We start from the raw sequence: 24,944 nt of genomic DNA, 5'->3' as shown, positions 1-24,944 counted from the left end.
TCATAAAAAAAGAATCCCACTTTATTAAACTGGGATTCTTATGATATAAATTTTAGTATAAAAAGGTAAATTCCAGCCGGTACCGTACTATCAACCTTTGCTGGTATTGCTTACCTTCTCTCTGGATAAAGCCTTTTGAAACTGTTCGATTAAAATAGGGACTATCTCAAAGGCATCGCCAACAATACCATAATGACAGGTTTGAAAAATAGGGGCTTCTTTGTCCTTATTAATGGCAATAATTAAACCGGAATTTTTCATTCCCACTATATGTTGAATTGCACCGGAAATACCTATTGCAAAATAAATTTTCGGCGTTACTGTCACACCGGTTTGCCCTACTTGATGAGCATGTTCAATCCAACCCGCTTCCACTACGTCCCTGCTTGCACCAACCGCTCCCCCAAGTGTTTCAGCCAATTGGTGTATTAACTGAAATCCCTCGAAGCTCCCTAATCCTTTTCCACCTGCAACAATGATATCTGCTTCGTCGATTCTTACTTTCTTTACCGTATCCTTTACAATTTCCAAAACTTTTGTCCGAATATCTTCTTCCTTTAGGGATATTGTTTCTTCAATTATCTTGCCAGTTCTCCCAGACTCTGGGGTCAGCGCCTTCATGACTTTGGCACGTACTGTCGCCATTTGGGGCCGATATTTTTTACATAGAATGGTCGCCATAATATTTCCGCCAAAAGCCGGCCTGCTCGCTAATAGTAACCCTGTTTCCTCTTCAACATCCAGCTCCGTCGTATCCGCCGTTAAACCTGTCGGCATATCGGTGGCAACCGCACTCGCCAGGTCTTTTCCTGTTGAAGTGGCCCCGTAGAGGATAATTTCTGGTTTATATTTATCCGTGCATTCCAAAAGCGCCTTCATGTAAGATTCGGTCCGGTAATGTTTAAAGATGGGTTGATCGTATACATACACTGTATCTGCTCCATATTCAAAAACAGTCTTCGTTAAATGTTTAACATTTTCCCCGATTAGAATACCTGCCAACTCGACTCCCCGTTTGTCTGCCAGCTTTCTACCGGCACCTAATAATTCAAGGGAGACGGAAGCAATGACTTCATCTTTTTGTTCAATGAATACCCAAACACCTTTGTAATCTCGGAGATCCAATTAGTTTTCCTCCTTTGCTTCAAACAGTTCTTTCTTTTCAAAAAGGACAGAGAGCAATTGCTCTACTTGTGCCATTGGGTTGCCTTCAAGGAACGTTCCCCCTGCCGGCTTTTGTGGAGCCCATACTTTGGAGACAATCGTTGGAGATCCCTTCAAACCAAGCTGTTTTATATCTACCTCTTCCAGGTCATCAACAGACCAGATATGAGGTTTATATCTGGCAGCCTTTATCATGTTTGGAAACGGAGAATACGGCACTTCATTGATTGTTTTTTCAACGGAAAACAAACACGGCAATGTAGACCTTACGACTTCATATCCGTCCTCCAACTTGCGTTGGACAATTGCATATCCTTCTTCTCGATTAATTTCCACTACTTTGTTCACAGAAGTCAGCGGTGGAATATCGAGCCTTCGTGCAATTCCGGGTCCGACTTGCCCGGTATCTCCATCAATGGACATTTTTCCGCAAATGATCAAATCTACGGGCTGTTGTTTTCCTATTTTCTCAATCGCCTTTGTCACGGCATAGCTCGTTGCCAATGTATCCGCCCCTGCAAACCGGCGGTCGGTGATTAGATACCCTTCATCGGCTCCAATTTCAATACACTTTTTAATTGCGGTCACCGCTGGAGGCGGCCCCATTGTTACAACAGATACAATTCCCCCATACCTATTCTTTAGACGGACTGCCTCTTCAACAGCATGGGCATCATACGGGTTCAATATCGCAGGCGCCGTCCTGCGATCCATCGTGTTTGTTTTCGGGTTCATCTTGATAATTTTGGTGTCAGGTACTTGTTTGATACAGGCTACAATATGCAGCATTTAACCCCTCCCTATTAATTAAAAAAGAACATGGTTCCTTTGCTTACCGCAATATGAAACTTTCCGGCTGAAAGCCTTTTTACGCCCGTTTACATTTACTTTATTAAAGAAGATGTCCTAACATGCGAATTTTCTGACAAAATATCTATGCAAATGTTGCTAATGAATTTTCAAACTGAGAAAAAGCGGTACGAGTGGAGGAATCATAGTGAGGTAATAGGGAATAGTGACAACTACTTTCAACAACATCAAGTTTATATGTTTGATAATAAGTAGATCTACAAGTCCCATCATTATAATGATGGCTTTAAATGGTATCATAACTAATCTTACCGAGATGGTCTTTTCCGTTTGTCTAATATTATTGAAGGTTTCAGCAAGGTATCCAATCTGTATGTTTCCAATCGATTTAACAGATAATATCCCTGTTAGAAACTTAATTCCAACCAAAAGAGGTGAATATAATGAAAACAAAGGATGATTTTTTAGAGGGAGCCAAAGTGACTCAAGATAATCAAATATTTGGAACACCTAATAGTAAGAGTAAGAATGGAACGGGTGATTCACCAAATGATAACGTTGGCAAGAATAAATCAGAACATAACCGTTGAACTAGCAGCCAAGATATTCTTGGCTGTTTAGTAATACTTAGATAGCCGTTTTGATGACAAAAACGCAACCCTATAACAAATGTCAAAAGGTTGCGTCCATTGCTTGTGTGAATAAGTTCTTAAAGAATTTAAACCTCTGAAATCTAGTTAATAAATGTACTATTGCTCTGATACTGCAACGTCGTCTTGATTACTTTGATTCCCTTCATTTTCTTGATTGTCTTGATTACTTTGATCAGCTTGCTCTTTAGAAAGCATATAAAGTTTGTAAATAATAAATAATCCAAATAGACCAGGCATCGAAATACCAAATAATATAAACCAGCTCGTGTTAATGATGTGTAAATAGATCCAATTGGACAATTTACATCCCACCTAATCCTCTTTTCCTTAGTGTGTCCAAATAACAAAAAAGCACCCATAATCATGAGCGCTTCTTCTCATTTACAAGGGCCGCAGGTTACTGCAGCCAATATCAGGAGGTTAAAGAATCCCTCCCACTTCGGTCAGGGGGTTAGGTCCTTGTGATCCAAACCGGTAAAAAAATTCTTATTTAACGCTAACCGTTAAAAATATGTATATATTAACCAAGATAATTATTTAATGTTTGCTGTAAGGTTGCTTTTGTTTCAGTATAACTAGTTAGATCAATTCCTAAATGAACCATTTTTCTAACAAGTTCTGGGCGTAATCCGGTTATAACTGATTTAGCCCCCATCAACGTGATACCAATCAACACTTTTTGAAAATGAGCAATGGTTATTTCGTCCATATCGGATATTCCTGATAAGTCGATAATTAATGTTAGAAGCCTCAACTTTGATATATCTGTTAAAACTTTTTCTTCAATAATTTCCATGCGATACGAATCAAACGTACCAATCAAAGGCAATACAGCTACCGTTTGGCTAACTGGTATGATCGGTACAGAAAGATGTTCAACTAATTTCCTTTGGGAAAGGATTAATTCATCTTTATAGTGTGAATAGCTAATGAAAAACGAGTTTAGAAACTCATCAATTCCATCATTAACCTTCTCTTCCAATTCGAAAAAATTTTCAACAAAATTAATATTCGCATTTATTCGATCATAAAGTTTGATAAAATACCATAATGAACGTCTTATTGCATGTACCCATTCTAATTTGAACGCAAGAGTTAGCGAATGTTTCGCCCATGCAATTCCTTCTTCATTAGCAAAAGCAATGAGGTCATCTTTTCTATTTTCCACAACATAAAGAACTAGCTTTTGAGCATTTTTCAATAAATCAATATTACCCTCTTTTAAAATACCCTCAATATTAGAGGCAACATTGACAGCCTCAGATAATAGTTTCTCCTGAAATTCATCCTTATGATTGTTGATATATTCCGAAATATTTTTAGTATCATAGAACTTTTCCAATTTTGCTCCTCCTAAGGTAAGTCTCTTCTACACTTCACAGAGGTATCTACATGTTAATACCCGTTATTTAAAATAAATAAACATATTTTGTTAAAAAAGTTGACCTACGATATATGTCAGGTCGTCTTTACCTGTTTTCGTATAAATCTCCAAATGGTTAGAGATTTCTTCAATCGAACAGGAGGAACTTACTAATGACTTAATACTGGGAATCGCAATACCGTCCGTATGAAGAATAAACTTTGACCCCTTTTCATAAGAAAATGTTTCGAATCGGTATTTTTGAGGCTTTCCAGATAAATATCCTAGCACAGGTAAAGGATAGATAAACCGACCAGAAGGGCAAGAAAGGGCAAATTGAATGTTTCCCACCGAACTATAGGTGAATGTCTTTTGTAAAAAATGTACCTTTAAAATTGATATCGTTGCACCCCTCTTATTCTTGAGGACCTGATTGCAATTATTGATTAATACCTCTACCTCTTTATCATGGTTATTTTTCACCTCTTGACGAATCGCGTTTGACGAATGATAGGCATGCTCCCCGCTCCCCAAACCATCGGCAACCGCACAAATAAAGTAATCGTCCAATACTTTCATATAAAAGCTATCCCCGTTAAATACATTACCTTCCTTTGGAACCTGATAGGCTATTGCCTGAATATGTTGGTTAAAGTCAAGTTCAAGCATTCTTTTACCCTGCATCTTTACCAAGTGCCTTTCATATATTTTTAGTTTCTTTTTTAGTATCTTTAAATACTAAATATTATCCAAATACCTGGGCATATGTTACACTCAAAAGTTTTAATAAAAACTACCCCATTAAGATAGTTTTAAACTCTTTTTATAATGATAAGTGTAAAATCATCCCTTAACTCAAAATTCTGAAGTCTTTCAATATGACGATAAATGTTTTCCACCATTTCTTGTGCGGATAAATGCATAAAGGTTTGAATTAAATCGGTAATCACCGAACGTTCGATAAATCCATTTTCCGTCCTTGATTCAGTTACACCGTCAGATAGCAAAACGATCATATCTCCGGGTTTAACCTTTTTTTCATATTGCTCATATGTAATATTCTGTTCTACACCTAACACCATGCCTCTTGTTTCTAGGTCCGCAAAGGAGTGAGAAGAGGCGTGATAATAGAACCCTTGTTCATGCCCCGCAGCAGCATATGTAAATGAATGCTTAATGACATCATATATTCCGTAAAACATAGTAATAAACATACTTGAATCAACATTATTTTCTACTACTCTATTTAAATTTGTTAACACATCCTTGGGATTATTTCGGGACTTTGGTAAACTATCCATTGCATACTTAATCATAGACATACATAGTGCAGCAGGTATTCCTTTGCCAATTACATCGGCAATGGCAATACTAATATTTTTTTCATCCTCAACAAAGCGATAAAAGTCTCCATTCATTTTCTTTGCCGGTATACTTATGGCACCAATATCTACTCCATCTAGCTTCGGAATTGGCGTTTCCAATAAGTTTTCTTGTATGCTGGCGGCGATTTCAATTTCAGATTTAATTTCAAATTGCTTGTCCCGCAAGCTTTGATGTTCTTGATAGGCTAAGCCATAGTTCATCATAAATTCAATGAGGAAATCAAACGAAGCTAAAATTTCATCACCAATATCTGGAAATAGATCCTTTAAGACTTTACAATGAATACTAATAATTTCTTCAGGGGGTACTTGCTGTTCAATGGATTTCCTGCTAAACATTTGTCCTTGATACAGTGCAGTTTCGGAAGATTCTTCTATATATCTACGAAGTATTTCCCGATAACTTGATTCTAAAATCAGTTTAAAATCCATCTTCTAACCAAACTTCCTTTCTCGAAGCCATTTTACTACCCGAATGGTTGTCCCTTCCCCAAGTGATGAGATCAGATCGAATTCATCCATTAAACGTCGGACTCCTGGTAATCCTGCCCCTAAACCATTAGATGTTGAAAACCCATCTTCCATCGCTCTCCTAATATCTTGAATTCCGGGGCCATGATCAACAGCAATTACTTTTAAACCTTTTTTTTCAAAATTATTGACAGGCTCAAAATGAATTTCTCCCTTACCTGCATATAAATAAATATTACGTGCCAACTCAGAAATGGCAGTGGTGATTCTTGCCTGGTCAACTGTTCCAAATCCTAGCTCTTTGGCAATGTTTCTTCCTAGTTGCCTAGCTGCAACGATATCCCATTCTGATAATATTTTTACAGAGGATTCGTTTTCCATGCTTTAATCCCCCAACTCCCTTGTAATATTTCTAACCCCTTTTCTAGATCTAATGCTGTATGGACGTCTTGGAGGTGGATTCCGAGTTCAACTAGGGTAATCGCTACAGCTGGTTGAATGCCAGTTATAACAACTTTTACCCCCATCAATTTGGCCATACTAATAACATCACCTAGCACCTTAGCAATAAATGAATCAATCATATCTACAGACGTTAAATCAATTACAACACCGCTGGCACCGGTTTCATGTATTCTTTGAAGCAATGATTCTTGAAATTCCATTGCGGTTTTATCATCCAGCTCCCACTGAATAGATACAAACAGACAATCATATAATTTTAGAATTGGTATTCTTGTATTCATTCTATTCCTCCATTGATACAATCTTTCGATTTGTCATTTCTAATAAACCATTTACTTCGATAATTAGGCTTTTTAGTATTATACCAATAACACGAATGCTAAGAAAAGTTCTATATCAAGGTAGCAATCGTAAAAAAGTAATTTAAGTATGCGTTTATTCTATTAAGATACACCATAATAAACGGTCAAAAAAAAGGACTATCAATAAGATAGTCAAAGTTAATAGCAAATAAGGATATGGGGGAAAGTAGCTAATTATTATATACCCGCATTTTTAAAAGTTAAACAAAAAAAGATGTTAATAATGTATGTGTGGAAAGTTTCAGTATTATCTAAAAGCCCGCAACTTTATTTTATTTCAATGAATAATCTTTCTATTACATTTGTTTAATAGTGTTACCTTTTTTCAAATGCTTTTTCATCGCTTTAATTAGATAACCGCCTTTAAATTTACGCGGTTCATAAGAGATGATGAATGCTTTTGGCTCGTATTCTTCGATTAAATCCATCACTTCATTTTCGCGGTTTCGCTTTGTTAGTATTTCTAATTGAAATCTTTTACTATCACGTCCCATCCCTTCAAAGACGGTAACCCCGAATCCTTTATTTCTTAATAAAGAAATAAGTTCTTCATTCATTTCCATTAAATTTACAACTAAACAAGTGTAACCAATGGCTAGCTTATTTTCAATGCGGGTACCAATATATAATCCTACTCCAAAACCTACAGCATATACGACCATTTCAGCAATGCTTTGGTGACCGGAAAAAACTAAGGAAAGACCGAATACATAGATTAGTGCCTCCAGTATTCCAAATGATGAAGCTGCAACGCTCATATTCTTCACTAAAAAAATAGTCCGAAGCGTCAAGATAGGGACATACAGTAATTGAAGAGCAAAAATTAAAATAATATTTAGTAGCATAAGTAACTCCTCTCAGTCAATTTATCTTTTATGTAATCATGTTTCATGATCAGCCCATTTATTTTAACATGTAAAAAAGTAAGAGACATTATCTATTAAAAAATTCCAACTTTTTACCCCTTAAAGGGGATCAAAAGCTTTGAATCTAAAACCTTAAAAAAGTGCTATTTCCTTATCAGATTCTCCGGCCCTTCTTTGGTACTAATGGAACCGTACTAATCATATCCTTATAAATAAAAGAAAACAATACGAAGGAGTGGAAAGTTAGGTGATAAAAGTTAAGGTTGGTTTACGGCCCATTGTTAGTAGGATAAATTTACCCACTGTTGTGAAAACAACAATACTTCCGGGTGACTCAATTGAAAGATTATTTATTGCAACCCAGGTAGGAGAGATTTTTTACATAGGAGACGGAGTTATAAGAACTTTTTTAGATATTCGCCCGCAAATCATAAAACTAGGTGTTTCTAGTGGTGGATATGATGAGCGGGGATTGCTAGGGTTAGCGTTTCATCCCGAATTTTATTATAATGGTCTGTTTTATCTTCATTATTCAGTAGCTGGAACACAAGGTCCAGGGGCTCTTTCTGAAAATTTTAGTCCTAACCCATGTGATCCCAAAACCTTAAACCGAAAGTGGATAAATAGAGAAACTCAATTTGATCATATTGATACAGTGGAAGAATGGATTTTACAATCGAATGGCCAACCTCAAAAAAGACGGACATTACTTAACTTAAGAAGACCCTTTTTGAATCATAATGGTGTCAATAGCTTAAACTTTTCACCTGAAACGGGAAAACTTGTTTTAACAACCGGAGATGGTGGATCAGGCTATGATCCATTTAATTTAAGCCAGGATAATTTGGAAATTGCCGGTAAAATCATTGAAATTGACGTAGGTAAGAATACATTTATCAATAATCCACCCGTAGTCACACGTTTTAATGAACTTCCTGCAACTATTCAGGAAACACTTACGGTCATAGCCAAAGGGGTTCGGAACATACCAGGTATTTCATTTCAAAAGTTTTATAATCAGTATATCAAGTATGTGGGAAATGTCGGACAGGATTTAGTTGAGTCGATTTTTTCATTCGTTCATTATAAACCAATACCGGTTACTCAGCTTGTTCAAGCTTCTTTAAGAAACACTGAACCTGACACAGAAGGCTTTATTAACTTTGGCTGGCGAGGATGGGAAGGTTCTTTTCCTACGTCGATTATAAGGGACTGTTCTGCAAATCCGACTTTGGATGAGAAAACAATTGCTTATTACAATGAAGCTGTAAACACTTCTGTGAGGCGTCTTCAGCCTCTAACTAGTTATTTTCATAAAGATCCCCGCCCCGATAAGTTTGGAGGAACAGCACTTACAGGAGTGCAAGCCTTTATGGGGAATAGAATCCCCGATTTAACCGGAAGTGTTGTGTTTACCGACCTTGCCCGTGTTGAAGAAGCTCGACCTCCAGTTAGAGGAGTTTTAGCTTATACCGGGGTTAAAACAGATGGTAGACTAAATGATTTTAGTGTAATTGAAACGAATTATAATTTTGGAGCTCAATCAGCTTATTATGTTAATTTGGGAACAAATCAGGATCAAACCAGACTATATTTAGGGGTTTATGGCTCTATGAAAGTGACTGATTTTAACCAAGGTACTGTTTTTGAAATTGTTCCATGATTCATAAATTCGACTTAATACCGATAAACCTTTTTCTTGAATTGTATTTAATCGAAATATAAAACAAACAAGAGAGCAATCATGCTCCCTCGTTTGATTATTTTTCCGGGGATTTAACAGCCGAACACCCTGATTTCATCCAAAATATTTGTACTTCTCATACAATAATAAAAATCACGTGAGAGGTCTAAGAAAATAGGAACAAAAGGAATAACAAAAAAAAGTAACAGAACATCACAATGCTACTTCATATTTTAAAAATCGATATCTATAACTTCTTTAATTGTCCCTGTAACTTGATCACTTTTAAGTAATTGCCCTTCTTTCAAATCATTCACTTCTTTAGTGTGTTCCATAGCAGGCTTTGTGTTATTTAAATTAGCAGGATAAACAGGACGAGAAGTAAGTTCATTTTTAAGTAGGTTAATCTCACTTAATAGCTCGCTGCGAAAGGACTTTAACAACGTTTGGAATTGATCCTTATCCAATTTTTGCTCACCGAGTTTCGTGATAAAATCCCGTATATCGTTTGCTTGAAGGGACTCCCTCCCAATAGGATTATCTGCAAGACCAGAGGCAAATTCTTGTTTCAGTAAATTGATCTTACCTAAAAACTCTTCACGAAGTGTATCTATTAAGGTGATTGTCTCTTCTTTTTCCGATTTATCCAAATCCTGCTCAACAAGCTTCGTTATATAATCCTCCAGCTCATTAGCCTGTGCTTTTTTCTGAAGAAATGCATTCACCTTTGGAGAGATATTCGAAGCATTTAAAGTCAACCTTACACGTTCGGTATTACTTCCTGATTCCAACTTCATTAATCTGAACACATCCGTTTGTAGATTAGAAGCAGTTAAAAAAAAGTTTGATAGAGCGTAAAATGGCGCAAACATTTGTTGACCCAGATCTGAATACATACTGTTTAATCCGAAAGCGGACTTTTCACCCAGAAGATGATCTTTGTTGCTCATACCTTCTTCTCCCTTCTTATGCGAAAACTGCGTTTGTTTCATGCCTGCTTAAAATTTCTAGACCATATAAATTTAACTTTCTTGCATCAGGTAGGAATAGATGATTTTGCTCTCTGATTTCGACGCCATACCTTGTATCAATCGATTCTTCAATGAATTGTTTAAGGATTCCGGCAATTCCACCTATATAAACATATTTATAGACCTTATCTTTAGGTGATGGGAATGTGTTTTCAATTTTCGTTAATAAAATTTGCGTATACTCCCTTAACGACTCATGGATTTGCTCTGTAAGATCAACTTTTTTACCGCTATTTCCATCCCGCTGCTCCATTTTTGTTTTCTCGATTGTTTTAATAATGAATTCTTCTAGTGAGCGAACATCATCAAAGTACTCTAGTAACTTTTCATTTCTCAGTTTTTCGATGTGTTTTAAGTACGAAATGTCAGTGAAGCAGTTCAATGAATCCCTGCTCTTAGGAGCTTGAAGTCCTGCTTGGAGCAAGGCAAGATCAACGGTCCCTCCTCCTAAATCTACAATTAGGGTTTCATAGTTTTTAAATGAATTTGCTTCCTCACGGTCCTGCAAATCAAAATCTTTTTTTATTGCCCAGCGAGCAACTTCGCTTTCAATTCGGCATTTGCTTGTTTCGACGTGAATGGTTACAACTCTTTCTAATCCTGGAGTTAAAATCGCTACTTGGTGCTCTCCTTCGAATCTGCTAGCCATTTTATTTTGCATATCACTGAACTTGTTCGTTTTCTTAAGTAACCAAATTGGAAGCATGGTTGAAAAATAATTAATATTCACTCGGTTATCTTCTTTGCCGTTTCCTTTTAATACATTGTAATAGGCAACTGATGCCAGGAACATCACATAGGGAATCTCAGATTGCGTTTTATCATGAAGCTTGTTGATATGAATGTTTCCTAATACCTGTTTTTCTGCTGAATCGCCCACTAGATAATATTTCCCTACACCGTCTATTGTAGTTTGAATGAGCATATTTTGAAGAAGGAATTGGGGGTCATTAAAAGTAGACGGAAAGTAGCCTTCTGCTTTTTCCTTCGTTATTTCTACTACATTTGTAGGAATCTCAAAATAATAACCATCCACAAGCGTTTGAAAGATAGAATTACCAAAATCGACATTCTGACGTTTTATATCCATTTTTTCTCCTCTTTTCATGTTTTTTCCTTATAATAAGTATATATTCTTCTTTTGTATTTGTCTAAATATGTTGATATTTTTTTAGATTATGATAATTTAATATTCCACATTATTATTCAAATGCAATCTCACAAATTGTAAAGCCTTCAGATACCTTTCACGTAGTTACAACTCGGTTTCCTCACACTTTTTCGCATTCCAAAAAACCTCCAAATATAATAATTTGAAGGCTCTGAACACACACAGTTTCATATCTCGGTTTTCCACTGTTTAATATAAAAACAAGCAAAAAGGCTGTTGAGGTGGGAAGTTATGTAATTGATTGAAAATTTATTTGGCGGGACTGCGTGGGAATCGAACCCACCAGACCTGGCACGCAGGTCTCAAGCAGTTTGACGTTAGAGGGAAGATATCATGTTTGATTACATTTAGTTTTATATAATGCCGTAAAGTCTTGATTAATGCACTTTTTATCAAGTCATATATCATTTAAATCCGCTCAAACTCTCCAGGATTAACTTCAATACGGAGCTGCTTCGTTTCCGATGAATAAAAAAGACCGCAAAAAGCAGTCTTCTTCAATTAAAGCCTCCTATAGGTTAAGTGTAATTCTTCACAATCTCTTTTTAACAAGAAATTTTTAGTTAAAAAATAATAACTGTCCAACTTTGGGATGGTTATGATGTTTCGCTTGTACTGCAATGAATCCCCAACCTATTATTTAAATTTTTTCAAAACAATAGCTGAATTGTGCCCCCCGAAACCAAAAGAGTTTGATATACCAATGTTTAATTCTTTCTTTCTGGCTTCCTCTGAAACATAGTCCAAATCACATTCTGGGTCAGGATGGGATAAGTTAATTGTCGGTGGAATAATGTCTTCCATGAGACTCTTCACTAAAGCAATGGCCTCTACTCCCCCTGCAGCACCAAGCATATGTCCAAGCATGGACTTATTGGCCGTTACTGGAATTTGATAGGCACGCTGCCCAAACAATTTCTTAATAGCAAGTGTTTCTGAAAGATCGCCTAGAGGGGTACTCGTGGCATGAGCACTAATGACGTCCACTACCTCCGTGGATATATTTGCTTTTCTCAACGCATTTCTCATGGCTATATAAGCCCCAAGCCCTTCTGGATGGGTTGCCACCATATGATAAGCATCAGAGCTTGCTCCGTAACCAATCACCTCACATAAGATTGGCGCATTTCTCTTTACAGCGTGTTCCAATGATTCCAATACCAATACGCCTGCTCCTTCACTCATAACAAATCCATCCCTCTGTGCATCAAATGGTCGACTTGCTAGAGAGGGGTCTGAATTAGTTGATAATGCTTTGGCATTTCCAAAGCTTGCTAAGGACAATGGAGTAATGGCTGCTTCTGCTCCACCCGCAAAAATTACATCCGCGTCACCGTTACGAATAGTATTAAATGCTTCACCAATCGACGAGTTTCCGATAGAGCAAGCCGTTACGGGAGATAAGGACGGTCCAAGTGCACCTAATCTAATACTTATTTGTGCAGCTGCGGCATTTGAAATAATCATAGGGACCAAACTTGGACTTACTCTTCCAGGTCCTCGCTCGTTTAATAGGTTAACATTCTCGATAAACGTTTGGATTCCGCCAATTCCAGATCCAACGTAAACTCCTATCCGTTCACGGTCCATCTTGTCTAAATTTAATTGAGAATTTTCCAACGCCTGCTCCGCAGCGGCCATAGCAAGCTGAACAAAACGATCTAATTTCCTTGCTTCCTTTCTTCCCCACCTTACTTCTGCATCAAAACCACGGACGATACCGGCTATCCTTGTTTTGAAATTAGAAACATCAAATGTATCAATTGATGTGATTCCTGAGTTTCCATTTACTAAATTGTTCCAAACTGTGTCCACATCAAGACCTAAAGGTGACATAACACCCATTCCAGTAATCACAATTCTTCTCATGATTATCCCTCCAAAAGTTTTTTTCTTTATTTTAACGTGTATTTATCCTATTACAAGTTGTTGTTTATCATAGTATAATTAATACTACTTTAAAAATATGGTAATGCCCGTTCAGAAGGGAGTTCTATAATGAATCAAGAAGCTAGACTTCAAGCACTGTCGGAATTTTTGAAAATGCATCGCTCTAAAATAACTCCTCAAATGGTTGGATTACCAATAGGGATTCGCAGGAGAACCCCTGGTCTCCGAAGAGAGGAAGTTGCTCAATTAGCGGGTGTCAGCACAACATGGTATACCTGGCTCGAACAAGGAAGAGATATCAAAGTTTCTACTTCGGTAATTGACGCTATTTCAGATGCGTTACAATTAAATAAGGATGAACGAAGATATTTTTATGCCCTTGCATTGACAGAGGGAGAAAGACAAACATTTTTAAATGAGGAAGAAACGGTCATTAGTCCAGCCTTGAATAAAATACTTCAAGAACTGCGATATTGCCCTATTATAATTTCTGATAGAAGGTGCCATATTGTAGGATGGAATCAGGCAGCTGCCCATGTATTTTTGGATTTCGAACAAATCGTACCGGAGAAACGAAATCTCATCGAATTGCTCTTTTCTAGAAAAGAGTTTAAAAGTTTGGCGGTAAATTGGGAGCATTTTGTAAAAGGCTTTTTAGCTATTTTCCGTATCTATTACGGACAATATGTTGCCGATAAATGGTACTCTTCTTTTATTAAGGAGATGGAAAGAGAGTATCCAGAGTTTCATGAAATGTGGAATGAAAGTGAAGTTAGCTCGGCTCCAGAAGTATTAATTGAGTTTCGTCATGCAAAAGCAGGAAAAATGTTATTTAACCTAACCTCTCTACAGGTTCAGGGAAACACGGATTTACGGTGCAGTGTTTATACTCCTGTTGAAAATACCAATACAGAATCTAAGTTAAAAAGACTTATGGGTAACGGATGAGAATAGTTATATTTGAGTTTGATAATATGAATGAGTAACCAAGCTGATACCAGCTTGGTTTTTTAGTCGACACATAGTTCACAGGTTTAACCATATTTGCAGTAGTACTGGTGTTATGAATATTGCTAAATCTTTCTAACTGGTTAAGGTTTTTGACTTTCTTAAATTACCTAAATTTTGTAATCGGAATATGAAAGTATAAATGCTGTACAAACAAAACAAACCAAGGTATGGCTGGGAACCTGTGCGTTGAAACTCATATGCGTGATCTAATTGAACAAGGATTTGAAGTGGCAGTGGTTCACGATTGATTGCAAGTGCTTCATGGTCTACAAAGAGTTGAGTCGGCTACACTTACTGCTTATCTAAATTCGTATGAATGATGAAATTCTGCGTTTTCTTTATCGCCCCATTTTTTTATATCCGAATTTCCATGATGTAAGAAAGAACAACGTAGAGAATAACACATTACTCCTGTAAAATAAGGATTTTTTACTTTAGCGAAATCATTTGTCCAACCTGTGTTGTCTGCATATATTGGTTTACCCAATCATCAGAGTATACTGCATATTGTTTTCCTACATTACGTTTTCCTTGGTTTTATTTAAAATGTGGATATTCAATTTTCCCACAAATATCAGGTAAAGATAAAGATAGTGCAAGTGATGATAAATAACTTTTATTAATTGTACCTATTAGTTGAACAGGAATAATTACTTTTTATTCCCGTTTAATTGCTTTTGGCTTCTTTCTCTATGGGTCCTATTAATGTAACCTTTGTTAAGTTAGAAATATTATCTCCATATCGAAACTCATCTATCATTTCGCTAATGTTATTCCACTCTTCTAGACCGTCGGAATTATCAGTTCACGAACAATTTCATAAATCCTATTAGCTAAATCAATAGCACTATTTTCATCTTCCTCAAGAATCCTTTTTGCTAACTGTTAAATGTAATACTTAGCACATTCCTCAAATGATGGTTCGTACAAATTTAATTCTCTTAACGCTTCAACCATTGATAGTGAGTCCTATACTCCTCAATAGTCCGAGGTGCTAAACCCTCAGACTGTTTAAACCACATAAACCGCTCAAACGTCTCACACATTGTGAAGCTTTCATTGACCGTTTTCGTTGTTACAATCTTTCCATGTTTTCTTACACTTTTACGCATATAAAAAACCTCCAAATATAATAATTTGAAGGCCCTGACCACACACAGTTTCATACTTCCGTATTCACACAGTGTCGTTCAAAATGAACAAAAGACTGTGGAGGTAAGAAATTATGTAAATGATTGAAAATCTTATTTTGGCGGGACTGCGTGGGAATCGAACCCACCAGACCTGGCACGCAGGTCTCAAGCAGTTTTGAAGACTGTTTAGTGTTTATCTGAAAATTCTACTAATTCGTGAAGCCTTGCTATGTATGGGCTGATCCCCGATTTGTCATTCATTTTGATTCAAAAAAACTCACCGTAACCACACAGTCTATCTTTTTCCATGTGCTACAGTCTAAAGTAATTTTATATGAACAATTATCGTTTGTCCATAGGAGGGATTACTTCCTCCCATTTTGGGGAAGGATTGGTCAAAGTCCGCTTTTTTGGGTGCTCTTTCCAAACATATAATGGTGGGGTCAGTAACTATGCATGTATTTATAATTATTTTATTACATATTGCTAATTATTTTTGCTGTAGTCATTTTTGTGGCTAAGTTGTTCATTGCATAGTTTAATGCTGCTTCTTGCCATTCTTCACTAATGGTTGAAGTTCCATCCGTTGCAATGACAACATTTATCCATAATCTGCACCATCTCTACAAGTATGTTCGACAGCCATATTCGTCCATACACCCGTAACGATAAGTGTTTCTATGCCTAATCCTCTTAATAATGAATCTAATTGAATACCATTAAATGCACTCATACGAGATTTTTCAATTACAAAATCACCTTCCTTTGGCTTTACTCCCTCAACTGGTGCAGCTCCCCAAGTTCCTCTAACTATACTTCCTGTTTCAGCTATAGCTCTAAATATTGGAGCTCTATTGCCAATTCCCTTTGCTCCTTTTTCTACAACAAAGTGATTATGGAAAACAGGGATTCCAACCTCTCTTGCCCTTTCTGCGATTGCTTTTATATTTTCAACAACATTTTGTTTTCTGGCATGCTCTACAGCACCTGAATCTTCAAACTTACCACCTTTTATCAGATTATCATTCTGTAGGTCAACGATTAATAAAGCTGTTTTATTTGTATCAAATTTCATTTTCTGGTCATTCCTTTCGGTATTATCAAAATTAGTGTAAAAGGGTGTTTAAATATTTCCGTCATTGAGTCGAAAAAATCTTAATTTATAAATCTTGCTATTTTGGAAAGGCGTCATTTTTAGAAACTCTTATCATTTCATTAGGAAAATATTTGTAAAAATATTTTTCCACCTTTACATGTAGATTTTTTTCATACCACCGGGTCAGTCCATGTTGCTCAAATAAATTTGGCATTCCTAATCTCTCTGAACGCTTACCCAATGCACCATCTCCAATGGATAAGGTATCAATCCATATATGGTCTACAACCCCATCCAATGCTTTTGGAAAGTCAGGGGTAAATGGTAAAACCGGAGAAATCGAAGCTTGAGTGGATATGCCAGCATCATGAACCTCTTTTAAGGCTTTAATCCGTAATTTAATTCCAGGTGCATATGGAGCAAAAATTTGCTTAATATCTTCCCTGTCTGTTTCAACAGTCATTGATACAACAACATCACATTTTTCTTTTAATTTTAATATCAAATCAATATCTCTTGTAATCAGTGGTCCTCGTGTTTGGATTTGAAGAAAATCAGGAGGATTTTCAATCATTTCTTCTAATATCCCTTTTGTAATTTCTGCTTTACGTTCAATGGGTTGATAGGGATCTGTTGCAGAAGACATAAAAATGTTCACAGGATTCATTTTCTTGCGAAGTTTTATGATTTCTTTTCGGTAATTTTCTGCTGCATTTGTTTTTATGTCTAACCATTCACCCCATGAAATGTCTTTAAATCTTTGAATGGGCATTTCCCTTACGTAGCAGTAGAGGCAGGAAAACGCACAACCACTGTAAGGATTCAATGAATGTGTAAAGCCAACATCTAAATAACCTTTGGCTTCAGTAAGAATTTTCTTTGAAAGTATTTCTTTTATTTCAATTTCCATATAGAACACCTCTTTTTAAAGTCTATCGTATATTTAAAAAATTAGAGGTAAGTTCCTATTTCTCCGGTTCAAAGACGTTGAAGTATTCCTTGTAATCTCCTTCACTAAACACATTAAATATGATTTTTTCGAAATAATTAGAATGTGTATTTAACCAATCATTAACTGTCTTTACTGCGATTTTAGCTGCCTCTGGCTTTGGAAATCCAAACACACCAGTTGAGATCGCGCAAAAAGCAATTGTCTTTATTGTCTTTATTTCATTGGCAAGTTCCAAACAGGATTGATAACCGGATGCTAATTCTGCCTTTTGTTTTTCCGTTAGTTTAGTTCCTTTTGGAACAATAGGACCAACTGTGTGCAAAACAAATTTTGCAGGAAGATTATAGCCCCTTGTAATTTTTGCTCCTCCAGTCATCTCCAATTCCTTTTGAATGGACATGATTGTCTCACAGTCTTCCCTTAGCTGTGGACCTGCGGCGGAATGGATCACATTATCAATACAAGCATGTAAAGGCTGAAAGCAGCCTAACATGTATTTATTAGCCGCATTGACGATGGCATCTGCATTTAATTGCGTAATGTCACCTTGCCATAAAATAAATTTATCCGATTGGTTAAAAAGATTATTGGGAAATAAGGTTGAAATTGTTTTAAGGTTTTCAACTTCAACAACACCTTTTTCCCTTAATTCCGTTTGTAAAAGAGAATCTAATTTTTGCAGGAATTCAACATCAAGAGGTTTGGGTTCTCTGACATTTAATAATCCTCTTAATAATTCTCGTTTGCCGGTATAATTATGAGGAACTTCAATATTTCTCACGTCATTATTTTCTTTCAAAAGTTTTTCTACTAATTCATTCACGATTTCTGCTTTATTGTTTAATAATGTTGATGATGGGGTGTATCTATTATTCAAATGAATCAGCGAAGAATATTGTGTTATCGACAATTGTTGCATGTAAAGCACAACCCCCTTACTGCATTAAAAACGTTACAACATCTTGCATGTCTTCTGTGAAGGCAACAGTTTTTTCTTCATTTTCCTCAAAGCCCTCTGGATGTTCTTTGTTCAATCGGACTAAGGTTGCATGGTCATTATGATAAGTCATTTGTTCAAATGGATATCGAATAATCCCAGGTGTATTAAATCCAACACCTAACTCCATATATACAATCTTCTTTCCCTTTGATTCCTGTAGGAAGTTTTTGTACAACTTATCGGATTCATACCATTTTTCGTCCTGCACGAAGTATTGATTTTTCCTCAGATTCACATCCATATTTCCACCACAAACAGGACATTTTTGAACAAGGTTCGAAGGTATTTTACAGTCAACAGTCTTATCTATCATTTCTTTCACCAATGATTCGTTATAATATAACTTGTCATGACAGCCTGTTTCACATTGTAAAAAATTATAGTCCCCCTGAATTTCAAATACTTTATCCGGTGGAAAACCTGCTTTTGTAAACTGGCTTTCTACATTTGTAGAAATAACAAAATAGTTTTTATCCTTTACTAGTTGAAATAAATCCATGTATAGCTTAGTAGCATCAATTTCATAACGATTCAAGCTGATGTGTTTTGCCCAATACGCCCATTTCTCTTCTTCCGTTTTAAAAGGATAAAAGCTGGAGGTATAAAGATCGGTAAACCCATACTTTTCGATAAATGGACCAAAATTGTCTGTAAATCTTTTACCGCTGTAAGTTATACCCGCAGCAGCCGATAACCCTGCTCCACCACCTAAAAGAACATATTCAGCATCTTCCAATGCCTTTTTTGCTCCTTCTATGCGAGTTTGATAACTAACAGACATGACATAAACCTCCCTTTACTTTCCTTCACGCGTTATCTAAAAACCGACCTTCCTTACTTTATAAAGGTCGGTTCCGTTCCCTATTACACTCTTATAAGGAGTTCACTACAACTATTTTTCCGTTTGCCACATTGCTTTCCATCAAAAGATGCGCCTTATCGATTTCATCAAGTGGGAAAACTTTTGCAATTGGAACGTTAATATTTTGTTGTTCAATATGGTTAAAGAGTTCGACGAGCAATTTCTTCTTAAAATTTACTCCACTGTCAAACTGGGTAAAATAGGCGCCAGAAGGAATATCAACCATAGGCTCAAAGTTGTCCAATACCCATTCACCGCCTAAAATACCGGTCATACATAGAATTCCGTGTTCTGCGAGTAACTTAAGTGAACTTTTTAATGTGACAGTACCTACTAGTTCTAATACCTTGTTCACGCCATTTGGAAATAGGGAGAAGAGTTGTTCTGATAAACTTTCATCATCAAGTAACACAAAATCTGCTCCATACTCTTTTAAAGATTCCTGCTTATTTGTGTTTCGGGTAGTCGAAATGACAGTAGCACCTACACTTTTAGCAAGTTGCAGTGCAGCTAGACCAACCGAGCTGGTCCCCCCACGGATCAGCAGAGTTTCCCCTGCCGATAGCCGAAGAGTATCAAAAAGGGAAGCATATGCCGTGTAGTACATTTCGGGAATTGCCGCCAATTTAACCCAGTCCATATCATTTTTTATTGGATAAACCTGAGAGGATGGAATAAGGGCGTATTCCGCGTAGCTCCCATCAAAATCACGTCCAAGACCTCCCATCAGGGATACAACCCGTTGTCCTTTTTGAAAAGAACTATCAGATGGATCTTCAATTTCTCCTACGCATTCAATTCCAATAATTCTTGGGAGCTTAACAGACGGAGAATCTCCTTGTCTCGTAAAAGTCTCCGATCGGTTGATACCAAGTGCCTTAATTTTTACAAGCACCCACCCCGGCTTTACTATAGGAATTGGAACCTCCTGTACAGCCAATTCACTGGCTGCACAAGGCTTTTCCAAGACAACTGCTTTCATTTTAAATCCTCCTTAACATTACTTTTCTAGGAGACCTTCCTTGGTTAAGAAGTCTCTTGCCACTTCTTCGGCTTTTTTGCCTTTAACACCAACTTCATAGTTCATTTTTTGCATTTGCCTGTCGGTAATCTTTCCGGCAAGTTTGTCCAATGCTGGTACAATCTCTGGGTATTTATCGATGGTTTCTTGCCGCAATAAAGGCGACCCTTGGTATGGTGGGAAGAAATGTTTATCATCTTCAAGAACAACCAGGTGGTATTTTTGTAGTTCACCATCCGTTGAATAGGCATTCATCAAATTTACTTTGCCAGTTTCAATAGCATGATACCTAACTGACGGATCCATGGTAACAATTTTAAAATTCAATCCATATTTCTTTGCCAAACCTGGATATCCATCTTTAATGTCAGCAAACTCAGGATCAAAACCGGCTGTAATATACTGCTCAACTTTTACTAGGTCTGAAATCTTTTTCAGATCATATTTTTTTGCGAAATCTTCTGGGACCGCAATGGCATAGGTGTCATTAAATTTCATTGGGGATAACATTGCCATATTATACTTCTTTGCCATACCTTCTTTTGCTTGTGTGTACACTTCTTTACTATTGGTACTTACAGGGTTCTCTTTAAGAAAATTGACAATGGCGGTTCCTGAAAACTCAGGATAAACATCAACATCCTTCGATTTTAATGCGTTAAAGACAAATGTCGTATCCCCTAATCCTGTTCTTAACTTCACTTTCAAATCTGTATTTTCTTCGATTAGTAATTTATACATATTGTCGAGAATTTCCGGCTCTGGACCAAATTTGCCAGAGATTACAATCTGCTTTTGCTCTTTTGGAAGAAATGTCGGACCAATCATGAAACCAACGATTAGAACGGTTACCAGTGTAAACACACCAGAGGCGACCATTATTTTTTTAAAGGAAATTCTTTCGAGTCTTCGGAGCAGAAGGTCAAAAATAATTGCTAATAGTGCAGATGGAACAGCTCCCAAGACAATAAGTGAATAATCGTTTCGGGATATTCCAAGGAGAATAATATCCCCTAATCCACCTGCTCCAATAAGTGAAGCAATGGTTGCCGTTCCGATAATAAAAATGGTAGCTGTTCGGATTCCTGCCATGATGACTGGCATTGCTAAAGGAAGCTCGACTTTTAGCAGCCTTTTTCTTCTGTTCATACCCATAGCGCTTGCTGCTTCCAACAATGAAGGCTCAACCTCTTTAATTCCGGTATAGGTGTTCCTTAATAAAGGAAGGAGGGCATAAGCGATTAGCGCTATCACCGCTGGGACGGTTCCTATTCCAAAAAGTGGAATCAAAAGACCTAACAAAGCTAGAGAAGGAATGGTTTGCAGCACTCCAGTAATGCCGATAATATATTCCACAGTTTTTTGCCTTCGAGTTAAATAAATACCTAGTGGGATTGCAATAATCAATGAGAAAAAAAGAGCGATTAAAGAAATTTCTATATGTTGCAAGAGAGCAGTTAGAAGTTGAGACTTCCTTTCTGAAAATACACTTATTAAATCATTCATTTATTTGCCCTCCTTCTCTCAAATGTTGAGACATTACTTTAAGTGCATTTTGTCGGTTTATTATCCCGATTACTTTTCCATTGTCCTCCACAGATATTTGTTCGAACGATACAAGGTGTTCTAATACCTCTTCTACAGGAGTTGATAAGGAAATGGTTTTAATATCAGATAAAAATCCCTGTTCTGCTGCAACAGGTGTCATTAGTTCATTTAAATTCATTGAAATTTTACGAATGCCAACAAATTCACGTACAAAATCATTCACAGGATTCGTTAAGAATTCGTTTGGAGTTCCGATTTGTACGATCTCACCATCTTTCATCAAACAAATCCGGTCTCCCAGCTTTAAAGCTTCTTGCATATCATGCGTGACAAAAACAATGGTCTTTTTCAGTTTTCGTTGAATTTCAAGCATATCATCCTGCAATTTCTCCCGGCTAAATGGATCAAGTGCACTAAACGGTTCGTCCATCAAGATGATTTCAGGGTCGGCAGCTAAAGCTCTTATTACACCTACTCGTTGCTGTTGTCCGCCCGATAGTTCACTAGGTTTGCGATTGCGATATTCTTTTGGGTCAAGACCTACCATTTTTAGCAACTCATCAACACGGACAGCAATCTTTTCTTTGTCCCAATTTTTCAGTTCCGGAACAATTGCAATATTTTCTGCAATTGTCATATGTGGAAACAGAGCAATTTGCTGAAGGACATAGCCAATATTCCAACGAAGTTCATTGATATCATAATCGCTTATTTTCTTTCCATTAATCCAAACCCAACCTTTTGTTAATTCAATGAGGCGATTAATCATTTTTAATGTGGTTGTCTTACCAGAACCACTGGGTCCGATTAAAACAAAAAATTCGCCATTCTTTATTTCGAAATCTAATGATTTTACGGCAAAGGTCCCATTTGGAAATTGTTTCGATACTTGTTCAAATCGAATCATTTTACCTCTCCTTTTTTTTAATAGCTTACCCTATTTTCAGTTACCAAAAGTTACCATTACATAGATATCTATGTAATGTACCAAAAAAAATTAAAACCTATTTAAAATTCTTTCTAATAAATGCTCTAGCTGTTCTTTTTCGGTGTCCGTTAATCCACCATAAATGACAGAATTTATTTTATCTGAGATCTCACGAAAAATTGGTTCCAGCTGGACTCCCTTTTTGGTTAGTTTGATTAACGTTACTCTGCTATCCTCGCAACTCTTTATTCTCTCTACATAACCTAATTTTTGTAACTTATCAATTAAGACAGTTACTGTCGGCTGAGTACGATGGATTTTTTCAGCCAGTTCCTTCACGGATAAGCCATTTTTATCGTAAAGGCACACTAAAATATCCCCATGAGAAGGGGCTATTCCGTTCACACCGTGTTGTCCAAGCTCCGACAAAATCACATTGTTTACTGCGTCTCTAATCTTTCCAACCATTGAAGCTGTATCATATTTAATCATGTTTTCCATTATACATAGATATCTATATGTTTTCAAGTAGATTTCTTATTTGAACTAATCTGCCAGTTACTTTAAGTAGATTGCTTCACAAACTCTTCACATAACACAAAAAAGGATAGAGCCATTTCGATTCCATCCTTAATTTATTTCATTTTTCATCCCATTTTTATAAATGATGTGAACCGGAGAAACACAGCTTTACTAAAATGCGGAAACTCCCAAAACATCTTCTAAACACTAAATAATAGTTTAATAACTCAATAGTTTTGAAGTTAGAGAGAAGGTATCTTTTTTGATTACATTTAGTTTTATATAATACAGTAAAGTCCTGATTTTATGCACTTTTTATCAAGACATATATCATTTAATTTTATCTAATTAAATATAAAAACATCTAGTCTGTGACCAAGTTGTGACCAAAAGTGTGATCAGTTTTCTTATTTTATAATGGGATTAAATAAGTAATTGAGGAGGTTTAAACAAACCTCCTCTTCTTCCATTTGTCACTCAAAGGGAGAATGAGCTTATTGACCAGTGAGCCCAACCCTGTCAATGATGGATATACTTTATGATTATAACAGTTTTATTATGAAATCCTTGTTATAATAAGGATTTTTATAAGTCTTAATATGATTGAGATTTTGTTTTAGGAAACAGTTTGCTCAAATTTGTCCCCAAAGTGTCCCCTCGATAGCAATATGAAAAAACTATTAAAACCTTCTAAAGACGATAAAAGTCACTGCGGTTTATACACACCTTATCCTCATCTTTCATTTTTGACAAAGGGAAAGGGAACCTATTTGAGACCAAAAATTATTACATAAATGCTAACATTTTGCTAAGCAAACAAGTAAAAACAGTACAATTCCGTTAAAGATGTTACACTTTCAGATAATTTATCACTTTGTTTTTTGCAATTAAAAATGCTATAAATATCAGTATCTTTTTTAAATGTAAAAAGAGTCAAAATACACAGGTAGTGCATAAAAACGCATATTTTAGGCTTTTTAATTTTATTCCTTATTGTGTTAAAGTCCCCGTTAGCCATCCATGAATCGCTAAAAAACAGCTTTTCACCACATAGAATGAAAGTAGGGTAATTGTCGTCATAATGATATTGCGACATGAGTTATATTTTAGGCCCAGCTTTTTTAAAAATTATAATCGCTAGGTCTACTTTAATAAAGTCGTTTTTAGATTTTGACTGTTTCGTAATTCCATGGTAGTTCAACAAAAAGACCGCCATAATGCGGTCATACATCCTTTAACTTCAATTCCAAAAAATGCACTAGTTTTATATTATGATTCGGTGCTCCTTCCTCAACAATCTCACAGTAACCGGATGCTTATTAAACAAGCATAGTATAATCTTTTCCTTGAAAAATACAAAAGACTACTCTGGGCATGAGTCGTCTTTTTTCTCTACAAAGTAGAAATTTTAAGCTTTGCATGATGTTTATAAGCAATCTTCTTAATCATTCGTGTAAGTACGTCGTCGCTGAGATCTGCTAATTCATCAGATAAGATTAATGAATTATTGGTTGCATAATCCGCCCATTCATACTTTGTAGAATAAGGGTTCCTAC

Annotated in this window: 24 protein-coding genes; 3 read left to right on the top strand and 21 right to left on the bottom strand. The window is 36.3% G+C overall.

Annotated elements, in window-relative coordinates; translation table 11 throughout:
- Positions 1-90 precede the first annotated feature (90 nt).
- A complete protein-coding gene (locus tag AAHB15_RS03795) occupies positions 91-1,125 on the bottom strand; it encodes an electron transfer flavoprotein subunit alpha/FixB family protein (protein ID WP_342041753.1) in 1,035 nt (344 codons plus the stop codon).
- Positions 1,126-1,953, bottom strand: a complete 828-nt coding sequence (locus tag AAHB15_RS03790; RefSeq protein ID WP_335573939.1) for an electron transfer flavoprotein subunit beta/FixA family protein — start codon at positions 1,951-1,953, stop codon at positions 1,126-1,128. It abuts the gene before it with no gap.
- A 464-nt stretch (positions 1,954-2,417) separates the two neighbouring features.
- Here AAHB15_RS03790 and AAHB15_RS03785 point away from each other — a divergent pair, with 464 nt between their 5' ends.
- Positions 2,418-2,564 (top strand): hypothetical protein, encoded by a 147-nt coding sequence (locus AAHB15_RS03785; RefSeq protein ID WP_186446342.1) that lies wholly within the window; start codon positions 2,418-2,420, stop codon positions 2,562-2,564.
- Positions 2,565-2,723: 159 nt separating this feature from the next.
- Here AAHB15_RS03785 and AAHB15_RS03780 read toward each other — a convergent pair whose 3' ends face one another.
- The 7 genes from AAHB15_RS03780 to AAHB15_RS03750 all read right to left on the bottom strand — a co-directional run bounded on the left by AAHB15_RS03780 (position 2,724) and on the right by AAHB15_RS03750 (position 7,518).
- Positions 2,724-2,927 (bottom strand): hypothetical protein, encoded by a 204-nt coding sequence (locus tag AAHB15_RS03780; RefSeq protein ID WP_335573940.1) that lies wholly within the window; start codon positions 2,925-2,927, stop codon positions 2,724-2,726.
- Between the two features lie 220 nt (positions 2,928-3,147).
- A complete protein-coding gene (locus AAHB15_RS03775; RefSeq protein ID WP_335573941.1) occupies positions 3,148-3,969 on the bottom strand; it encodes an STAS domain-containing protein in 822 nt (273 codons plus the stop codon).
- A gap of 90 nt (positions 3,970-4,059) precedes the next feature.
- The gene (locus tag AAHB15_RS03770; RefSeq protein WP_335573942.1) at positions 4,060-4,659 is read right to left on the bottom strand and encodes a PP2C family serine/threonine-protein phosphatase; all 600 of its coding nucleotides are present in this window, start codon (positions 4,657-4,659) and stop codon (positions 4,060-4,062) included.
- Between the two features lie 143 nt (positions 4,660-4,802).
- Complete coding sequence (locus tag AAHB15_RS03765) at positions 4,803-5,807, bottom strand: PP2C family protein-serine/threonine phosphatase (protein ID WP_335573943.1); 1,005 nt, start codon at positions 5,805-5,807, stop codon at positions 4,803-4,805.
- Between the two features lie 3 nt (positions 5,808-5,810).
- Entirely contained in the window at positions 5,811-6,227 is a 417-nt protein-coding gene (locus tag AAHB15_RS03760) for an anti-sigma regulatory factor (RefSeq protein WP_144562340.1), read from the bottom strand.
- Positions 6,206-6,592, bottom strand: coding sequence for an STAS domain-containing protein (locus tag AAHB15_RS03755; RefSeq protein ID WP_144562341.1), 387 nt, complete (start codon positions 6,590-6,592; stop codon positions 6,206-6,208). Before AAHB15_RS03755 ends, AAHB15_RS03760 begins: the two co-directional genes overlap by 22 nt.
- 377 nt (positions 6,593-6,969) lie before the next feature.
- Positions 6,970-7,518, bottom strand: a complete 549-nt coding sequence (locus AAHB15_RS03750) for a DUF2179 domain-containing protein (RefSeq protein WP_335573944.1) — start codon at positions 7,516-7,518, stop codon at positions 6,970-6,972.
- Positions 7,519-7,786: 268 nt separating this feature from the next.
- Between AAHB15_RS03750 and AAHB15_RS03745 the strand changes: the two genes are divergently transcribed.
- Positions 7,787-9,202 carry a PQQ-dependent sugar dehydrogenase gene (locus AAHB15_RS03745; RefSeq protein ID WP_342041752.1) on the top strand — a complete coding sequence of 472 codons (1,416 nt, stop codon included), beginning with the start codon at positions 7,787-7,789 and terminating at the stop codon, positions 9,200-9,202.
- 254 nt (positions 9,203-9,456) lie between these two features.
- Here AAHB15_RS03745 and AAHB15_RS03740 read toward each other — a convergent pair whose 3' ends face one another.
- From AAHB15_RS03740 to fabF, 3 genes are all read right to left on the bottom strand, one after another.
- Positions 9,457-10,173, bottom strand: a complete 717-nt coding sequence (locus tag AAHB15_RS03740; protein WP_342041751.1) for a hypothetical protein — start codon at positions 10,171-10,173, stop codon at positions 9,457-9,459.
- Between the two features lie 16 nt (positions 10,174-10,189).
- Positions 10,190-11,344, bottom strand: a complete 1,155-nt coding sequence (locus AAHB15_RS03735) for a ParM/StbA family protein (protein WP_335573947.1) — start codon at positions 11,342-11,344, stop codon at positions 10,190-10,192.
- 717 nt (positions 11,345-12,061) lie between these two features.
- Positions 12,062-13,294 carry a beta-ketoacyl-ACP synthase II gene (gene fabF / locus AAHB15_RS03730; protein WP_335573948.1) on the bottom strand — a complete coding sequence of 411 codons (1,233 nt, stop codon included), beginning with the start codon at positions 13,292-13,294 and terminating at the stop codon, positions 12,062-12,064.
- Between the two features lie 129 nt (positions 13,295-13,423).
- On the opposite strand from fabF, the gene AAHB15_RS03725 reads away from it, so the two are divergent.
- A complete protein-coding gene (locus AAHB15_RS03725; protein ID WP_342041750.1) occupies positions 13,424-14,263 on the top strand; it encodes a helix-turn-helix transcriptional regulator in 840 nt (279 codons plus the stop codon).
- 1,004 nt (positions 14,264-15,267) lie between these two features.
- Here AAHB15_RS03725 and AAHB15_RS03720 read toward each other — a convergent pair.
- The 9 genes from AAHB15_RS03720 to AAHB15_RS03680 form a co-directional block, all read right to left on the bottom strand.
- Complete coding sequence (locus AAHB15_RS03720) at positions 15,268-15,438, bottom strand: hypothetical protein (RefSeq protein WP_335573950.1); 171 nt, start codon at positions 15,436-15,438, stop codon at positions 15,268-15,270.
- 622 nt (positions 15,439-16,060) lie between these two features.
- On the bottom strand, positions 16,061-16,534 hold the full coding sequence (locus AAHB15_RS03715; protein WP_342041749.1) for a cysteine hydrolase family protein: 474 nt from the start codon (positions 16,532-16,534) through the stop codon (positions 16,061-16,063).
- Positions 16,535-16,631: 97 nt separating this feature from the next.
- Positions 16,632-17,465, bottom strand: coding sequence for an SPL family radical SAM protein (locus AAHB15_RS03710; RefSeq protein WP_335573952.1), 834 nt, complete (start codon positions 17,463-17,465; stop codon positions 16,632-16,634).
- 55 nt (positions 17,466-17,520) lie between these two features.
- On the bottom strand, positions 17,521-18,426 hold the full coding sequence (locus AAHB15_RS03705) for a protein-ADP-ribose hydrolase (protein ID WP_328051144.1): 906 nt from the start codon (positions 18,424-18,426) through the stop codon (positions 17,521-17,523).
- Between the two features lie 16 nt (positions 18,427-18,442).
- The gene (locus AAHB15_RS03700) at positions 18,443-19,288 is read right to left on the bottom strand and encodes a Sir2 silent information regulator family NAD-dependent deacetylase (protein WP_342041748.1); all 846 of its coding nucleotides are present in this window, start codon (positions 19,286-19,288) and stop codon (positions 18,443-18,445) included.
- Positions 19,289-19,379: 91 nt separating this feature from the next.
- Positions 19,380-20,351: a zinc-binding alcohol dehydrogenase family protein gene (locus tag AAHB15_RS03695; protein WP_335573954.1), complete on the bottom strand. Its 972-nt coding sequence runs from the start codon at positions 20,349-20,351 to the stop codon at positions 19,380-19,382.
- 18 nt (positions 20,352-20,369) lie between these two features.
- The gene (gene opuFB, locus AAHB15_RS03690) at positions 20,370-21,896 is read right to left on the bottom strand and encodes an osmoprotectant update ABC transporter permease/substrate-binding subunit OpuFB (protein WP_342041747.1); all 1,527 of its coding nucleotides are present in this window, start codon (positions 21,894-21,896) and stop codon (positions 20,370-20,372) included.
- Complete coding sequence (gene opuFA, locus AAHB15_RS03685) at positions 21,889-22,845, bottom strand: osmoprotectant update ABC transporter ATP-binding subunit OpuFA (RefSeq protein ID WP_342041746.1); 957 nt, start codon at positions 22,843-22,845, stop codon at positions 21,889-21,891. The genes opuFB and opuFA overlap by 8 nt, the downstream gene beginning before the upstream one ends.
- Positions 22,846-22,935: 90 nt before the next feature.
- Entirely contained in the window at positions 22,936-23,367 is a 432-nt protein-coding gene (locus AAHB15_RS03680; protein ID WP_335573957.1) for a MarR family winged helix-turn-helix transcriptional regulator, read from the bottom strand.
- Positions 23,368-24,944 lie beyond the last annotated feature (1,577 nt).

The organism is Bacillus sp. OTU2372, from assembly GCF_038440275.1.
GTDB lineage: Bacteria > Bacillota > Bacilli > Bacillales > Cytobacillaceae > Neobacillus > Neobacillus bataviensis_B.
The sequence above is the reverse complement of the archived record's forward strand: the minus strand, read 5'-3'. Positions and strand labels throughout refer to the sequence as shown.